General features: G+C 56.6%; 6 protein-coding genes. 1 reads left to right on the plus strand and 5 read right to left on the minus strand.

Annotated elements, in window-relative coordinates:
* Nucleotides 1-705 precede the first annotated feature (705 nt).
* From PG887_RS21585 to PG887_RS21595, 3 genes are all read right to left on the minus strand, one after another.
* Entirely contained in the window at nucleotides 706-2,076 is a 1,371-nt protein-coding gene (locus PG887_RS21585) for an IS1182-like element ISCfr1 family transposase (protein ID WP_000971921.1), read from the minus strand.
* 114 nt (nucleotides 2,077-2,190) lie between these two features.
* Nucleotides 2,191-3,327, minus strand: a complete 1,137-nt coding sequence (locus PG887_RS21590) for a DUF3883 domain-containing protein (protein WP_000080861.1) — start codon at nucleotides 3,325-3,327, stop codon at nucleotides 2,191-2,193.
* A 50-nt stretch (nucleotides 3,328-3,377) separates the two neighbouring features.
* Nucleotides 3,378-3,605, minus strand: coding sequence for a hypothetical protein (locus PG887_RS21595; RefSeq protein ID WP_000248278.1), 228 nt, complete (start codon nucleotides 3,603-3,605; stop codon nucleotides 3,378-3,380).
* A gap of 23 nt (nucleotides 3,606-3,628) precedes the next feature.
* On the opposite strand from PG887_RS21595, the gene PG887_RS21600 reads away from it, so the two are divergent.
* Nucleotides 3,629-3,820, plus strand: coding sequence for a hypothetical protein (locus PG887_RS21600; RefSeq protein WP_000951934.1), 192 nt, complete (start codon nucleotides 3,629-3,631; stop codon nucleotides 3,818-3,820).
* Nucleotides 3,821-4,301: 481 nt separating this feature from the next.
* On the opposite strand, the gene PG887_RS21605 is transcribed toward PG887_RS21600, so the two are convergent.
* Together PG887_RS21605 and aac(3)-IId are read right to left on the minus strand one after the other, a co-directional pair.
* Nucleotides 4,302-4,844 carry an AAA family ATPase gene (locus PG887_RS21605; RefSeq protein WP_000587837.1) on the minus strand — a complete coding sequence of 181 codons (543 nt, stop codon included), beginning with the start codon at nucleotides 4,842-4,844 and terminating at the stop codon, nucleotides 4,302-4,304.
* 12 nt (nucleotides 4,845-4,856) lie between these two features.
* Nucleotides 4,857-5,717, minus strand: coding sequence for an aminoglycoside N-acetyltransferase AAC(3)-IId (aac(3)-IId, locus tag PG887_RS21610; protein ID WP_000557454.1), 861 nt, complete (start codon nucleotides 5,715-5,717; stop codon nucleotides 4,857-4,859).
* Nucleotides 5,718-5,963: the final 246 nt, after the last annotated feature.

Consider the following 5,963-nt stretch of genomic DNA (forward strand, 5'->3'; position numbering starts at 1 on the left):
CGAAAAGTGCCACCTGACGTCTAAGAAACCATTATTATCATGACATTAACCTATAAAAATAGGCGTATCACGAGGCCTGTGGGAGGAAAATAAAGTGTCATCCTAACTACAGGACCCTGCAACGTAGCAATTCCTGCAAAAATCCATTTAAAACAATGACTTATTTCAATTCTGCCATCTGCAAGCGTTTTGTGGGGATGGAGGCCGGAATCATTAAAGTATCATCCTAATTTTCGCTCAACCTTGGAAAATGCTGAGAATCGTAAAAATAAAGTTTCATCCTTTCCGCTACTAGTTCAAGGCTTTCTTCCGGCCGCCGGCAACAACGCTGCTTGGCTGAGGCGATCCACTTGCGCTACCGCTCACTGATCAGATCGAACTTGAACTCGACGAGCAGCCAACCATCAGGCCGAGCGTGATCGCCAAAAAAAACGGATCATGCGAAATCCTTCGTTGAGTTTGGCGCGGGTTTTAGCAAATCAGCTGGCCCGCGATCCGGTTGAGAGTGATCCGAAGCGGTCCTTGACGACCGGCACAAATCGGCCGATTCTGTTGAAAAAGTAGCTTTAGCGGCAGCCTGCCGATCAGGTGTGCCTGCTGTCGAAGTGGCTGCAAGCCACTTCAAGTTGCCTTCCGGCGTTTCACTGAGCGTCCTTGCTCAGGTTTAAGGGTTAATTTGAGGGTTTCTGCTCGTAGCAGGCATACCTATCCCGTCAGCGGTGGCCCTTGAGGCAAAAGCTTGGCCATGCGGCGCAGGTTCTGCACCATCGCAGCCAAGGTGAATTCGTCAGTGGCACCCGTTAGGCCACGCAGTCGTAAACGGTCGAGTTTCATGATCCGTTTGAGGTGGGCGAAAAGCATCTCCACCTTCTTTCGTTCGCAGCGAGAGACGAGGTACTCCGGTGTCTTGGCGATGCGTCGAGCCACGTCGCGGGCAGCCTCATGGATGCTGCGGACGATCTTCCGATTCGGCGTGTTGGGGCAGCATTTCGCTTTCAACGGGCAGGTGGCGCAGTCGGTTTGGCTGGAGCGGTAAATGACGGTTTTGGCCTTAGTTACCCGCGACCTTTGCTGGGTGAAGGCGCGCCATTCACTGCGTAGCGGTTTGCCGGCTGGGCAGCGATATTCATTGGCGTCCTGACTCCAGTGAAAGTCGTTACTGGAGAGGCTGTCGTCCTTGCGCTCGGTCTTGTCCCACACCGGCACATGCGGTTCGATGTCCTTTTCTTCGACCATCCAGGCCAGCATCGGGGCGGTGCCATAAGCGGTATCGCCGATAAGGCGTTCCGGTGTGAGATCGAACTGCGCCTCGACACGCTCGACCATCGTCCTAGTCGAATCGACTTCGGCGGTACGGTGCGCCGGGGTAGCTTCCACGTCCATGATCACACCGTGCTCAGTGTCGATCAGGTAATTCGTGGAGTAGGCAAAAAAGGCCGGGCCACCTGGCGCTGCTGTCCAACGGGACTGAGGATCAGTGAGCGAAATTTTCTTGGGAAGAGCCTCAGCCAGCGCCTCTTCATCAAGGGCTTCGAGGTACTCGCGCACTGCGCGGCTGCTGAGCTTTGGATCGTTCCAATCGACCTCATCTCCCGCCACCCCACGTTGCCGGCTGGCATCCGCCTTAATGATGCTGGCGTCGACGGCGAAACCTTCACCCTTGACTAGGCCGGCTGCCATGCAGCGCCGCAGCACCTCATTGAATAACCAGCGGAATAGATCGCTGTCACGAAAACGCCCATGGCGATTCTTCGAGAAGGTCGAGTGATTGGGGACTTCGTCTTCCAGACCCAACCGGCAGAACCAGCGATAGGCCAGGTTCAGGTGCACCTCTTCGCACAATCGCCGCTCGGAACGAATGCCATAGCAGTAGCCGACGACCAGCATGCGCACCATCAACTCCGGGTCAATCGAGGGACGCCCGATGGGGCTATAGAAATCTGCCAGGTAGGCACGTAGATCACTGAGATCCAAGCACTGGTCGATGCTGCGCAGGAGATGTTGGGCCGGGACGTGATCTTCCAGATTGAACGAGTAGAACAGGCGCTGCTGTCCTCCCGGTAACTGTCCCATCATGCTGTTCGCCCCCACGCTCGCTGACAAAGCAATTTTGCCAACGGCATGGGGAGGCCGCTACTTTTTCAACAGAATCGGCCGCACACAGCCATTCGGCTCAACAGAACCCTGCCTTTACCCCACCAAACTCCGGAAACTCGCCCGGTAGTCCGTCGGCTTGAGATGCACATGTTGGCTGAGGTCGCCGGGTAGCGTGAACAGGCGCGGACCGTCCCGAAACTGGAACACGCGATACAGATGGAATTGATCGCCCGCCTCCTTGGAGAATTCGAGTTCGTTGTGGCTGACCAAGAAAGACGAGCCTACCCCGCCATTGGTGGTTTTCACCTCGATGAAGCGCTCATGGGCGTCCTCTTCGAACGACAGGATGTCGAACCCCGCACCGTCTCCCTGGGTGTCGGACACCCAATCCAGCCGCTGAAAAAGCTCTGGGTGGCCGAGCTCGGTCAGGCGTTGCTGTTCGTAGCCAATCACCCACTGCTCCCCTGCCCGGCCCAGCTTGCGGTTGGCTTCATCGCGAGCGGCATAATCGAACTTTCGCGGTAGGCGTTGCCGTAGAGATGCCGGGGTACGCACAAGCACTTCACGGGCGGGTGGTTCTACCAAAGCCGCTCGGTAGGTTTTGTCACCCGGAAGTTTTACCTCCTCCAGGGCATCGACAAGAGCGCCGACCGTCTGCTGATGTTCCAGAACGTAGGCGTGTACGGATTTACGCAGCAGCAGTTGGCTGTTGCCGCGTGGCTTGTAGCCGTTGATATAGGGCAGGCCCAGGGCATCGAGTACGGCGCTAATGTTCTGGTGCTTGAGCTCGACTGAAGACTTGCTGCGACCGTTCAGCAGTTGGCGCAGTGCCTGGTTGTGCTCGGACTTGTGGTACGGCTCCCCAGCCGCCTCGGCACGCAGCATGTCGAAATAGTCTTCGACCGTGGCCAGGACCTCTTCTTCGGACCAGTCTTCGCCGATGCGAATGATGCGAAACCCGAGCCGCGTCAGCGCCGGAACGACGGTCGTCTCGCCACCGGAGAAGCTGTCAGCAGTGAGCGGGCCCTGCTCGGGAAATTGCTTGCCGAAGGCCACACCGGCGATGGCCTTGGAATCGCAATCGGTGCCGGTCTTCGGATCACGTACCAGGAAGTCGCGGGACTTGCCGTAGCCGTGGCGCGCCAGGAATTTCGTGCGGCCCAGTTGCACGAACTCATCGATGGCAGCCTGCACGGCGGCGGGGCTTCGAAGCTGGGAGAGTTGAGACACAGGGTCCTTCCTTACTGTCATGGTGTGCCGGGAACCGCCGAGCCACGAGATTATGAGTAGCCCCTGAACAGAAACGTCACGATAAAAGCCGTGAACGCCACCAGGCCCATTAAATCCCTTGCGTATTTGCAGCCCGTGCTGTCCAAACCTGTACCAGGTCCGATCAACACGCTCCAACCATTGAGGTACGAAAACACCGCCTGACCGAACAAAAAATGCGTGATAGCCGCCGCAGCCATGACGCCGGAATCGTCAGACAGGCTGTAGCTGTTGACCATTGCCCTGTACGCCTGCATCTGAAATGGCTATTGCCCTGATGGGAGCCGGCTTTTCAGCCACCGACACCAGCGATGCCGTCAATATTCTTTACCCGATAACCATGACCGTACAAGCTAACAAGGCCTGGCAAGCCAGCGGACTTAAAAAGTCTTTTTTTCTACCATCCCACAAAAAAGTTCGTGGTGGAGAAAAGATAAGCTATGCAAGGCTTTAGGAGACGTGGTTTTTCAGGATGACGAAGAACGATTCGGCGCTAGGTGCAACATAGGTGCATCGCACGAGCGCTAGGAACGGCGAAAAAAGGCGGACGTGGCGAAATCGGTAGACGCAGCAGACTTTAAAATTGGAGTGCCCGCGGGGAAATCCGCGGAGTAGAACCGCTCAAAGTCGGGGAACGCTAACGGGCAATACCCTAAGCCAATCCCGAGCCAAGCCCCTTCGGGGGAAGGTGTAGAGACTGGACGGGCGGCGCCTAAAGCCTTCGGGCAATGGCGAAGGGACAGTCCAGACCACGAACGTCATCAGACGGCGGCGAAAGTCGAGGTGGTACGAAAATCTGCTTCTCTGTGAGAGTACGGGTTCGAGTCCCGTCGTCCGCACCACAAAGCCAAACATCCCTGCGATGATCGACCTCTGGGCGTTTGGTCGTGAGCCCGCCACCCTCGCGCTACGCTTTGCGCAGGCGTCGAAGGCGATCAGGTGCGCCCATCGATTCCGTCGAGCACCATCGCTGCGAGTTCATCGCTGGTGTGTGCACCACTATCGAGAACACGGGTTGTGCATGGAAGCCGTTCCCTTGCGGCCAAGCATCGGGCGACATTCGCTAATCGCCACTCTCGAATCTCCGCATTTCGATTCGGGTCAGGATGCATGGTCTGGTTCGCGATCCGGTGACGCAATAGGTCCTCGTTGAGCGTCAGAAAGATGTGCAGCAGCTGATCGTCGATCCGCCTTACCCCGTCGAGTATCTCAGTCAGATAGTCCGGGTGCACGAGCGTCATTGGGATGATGATGTCCTGCGAGTAATTCCTTCGAATCTCCCTGACCGCCGCGATCGTAAGTCCCCTCCACAAGGGGAGATCCTGATAGTCTCCGCTCGCTGGCATGGGGACCGTTTCTTTCACCACGAACCCGATTTCCTCGGGGTCAAAGATCAGCGATTTGGAACGCCGATCGCGCAGCCGCTTAGCGAGCGTCGTCTTTCCGGCGCCGAAAGGTCCGTTGATCCAGATTATCATTGTCGACGGCCTCTAACCTGAAGGCTCGCAAGAGCGCTCGACGGCCTCGTGCGGAGGCACGATCGGAGTGGTTCCGAAATGCTTCTCAAGATAGGTGACGCCGAACGTCACGATGTCCTGCGCGTCGAACAGGTAGCACTGAGCAAAGCCCACGACACCTTCTCGATGGCGACCGAGCTTCACGTAAGCATTTGCTATAGTTTCAACCGCATCCGGCTTTCCTTCGATAGCAAAGCAATCGAGAATGCCGTTTGAATCGTAATCCGATGCCGTTTTCCAGGCGACTTCACCGTCTCTTCCAAGCATCGGCATCTCATACGTCACCCACCGTTTGTTGGGGATATCGGCAACCGCCTCGGCGTAGTGCAATGCGGTAACGGAGTTTAGCGGCGCACCCAACAGCAGGGCCTTCCCGCCAAGGCGAACGAACCGCTCGACGGGCGATCCTTCCCCCAAGGCGTGACCGAGTTCGTGAGGCTCCGTCAGCGTTTCAGCCAGCGGACCAACCGCGACCATCGATGCATCGGGGTGCGCGCTGCGCCGCGCGCCGGGGGCTTGAACCAGAAATTGATTCAGCAGGCCGAACCCACGGTAAGTCCCGGCTGTTGCGGGATCGAACGGCAGCCAGGTACGGCGGGCTTCGTCATCCAGCCGAGCGCCATTCAGAGTCTCCTCGTAGGGTGATCGGTCCCACGACGCGTATCCCATCACAGTGCCAGTCGGCCCAACCGCGGAGCGTAACGCGGCAACGACCGTCTCCGCTCCTCCTTCGACCGGACCAATCGCTTTAAGTGAGGCATGCACCATCAAGAGGTCACCGGTTTGGACTCCGAGTTTTTGAAGCGCCTCCGTTATTGCCTTCCGCGTATGCATCGCGATATCTCCTCTAAACTGCAAAACACTATACGGGGTCTGACGCTCAGTGGAACGAAAACTCACGTTAAGGGATTTTGGTCATGAGATTATCAAAAAGGATCTTCACCTAGATCCTTTTAAATTAAAAATGAAGTTTTAAATCAATCTAAAGTATATATGAGTAAACGGCACTGTTGCAAATAGTCGGTGGTGATAAACTTATCATCCCCTTTTGCTGATGGAGCTGCACATGAACCCATTCAA

Origin of the sequence: Aeromonas sp. QDB14 (genome assembly GCF_027707845.1) — a bacterium.
Lineage (GTDB): Bacteria > Pseudomonadota > Gammaproteobacteria > Enterobacterales > Aeromonadaceae > Aeromonas > Aeromonas caviae.